Source organism: Halomonas sp. SIMBA_159 (assembly GCF_046536035.1).
In the GTDB taxonomy this organism is placed as follows: Bacteria; Pseudomonadota; Gammaproteobacteria; order Pseudomonadales; family Halomonadaceae; genus Vreelandella; species Vreelandella venusta_A.
Window position 1 is genome coordinate 1 of record NZ_JAWJBT010000866.1, and the last position, 261, is coordinate 261.

The following is a 261-nucleotide window of genomic DNA, read 5'->3' on the forward strand; positions in this document are numbered from 1 at the left end:
ATATTCATCAGGGTCGATTTACCGGAACCCGAAGCGCCAACAATCGCCACCATCTCACCAGCATAAATATCGAGGGTGATGCCCTTCAGCACCTCAACCTGCTCATCACCGGCAGGATAGCTGCGACGAATATCCTTTAATTCGAGCAAAGGCGTCATTGTGCAGCTCCTGGTTTGGCCTCACCAATCACCACTTCATCGCCCGCTTCAAGCCCTTTGACAATCTCAACATCGGTATCGTTACGTGCGCCAATCGTCACTT

The 261-nt window shown here is 51.3% G+C and carries 2 protein-coding genes; both read right to left on the reverse strand.

The window, feature by feature from the left end; translation table 11 throughout:
* A partial coding sequence (locus R0J87_RS21705) for an ATP-binding cassette domain-containing protein (RefSeq protein ID WP_498888897.1) occupies window positions 1-158 on the reverse strand: 158 nt, incomplete at its 3' end.
* On the reverse strand, window positions 155-259 hold the full coding sequence (locus tag R0J87_RS21710) for a permuted SH3 domain-containing protein (protein ID WP_498888899.1): 105 nt from the start codon (window positions 257-259) through the stop codon (window positions 155-157). The genes R0J87_RS21710 and R0J87_RS21705, both read right to left, overlap by 4 nt.
* Window positions 260-261: the final 2 nt, after the last annotated feature.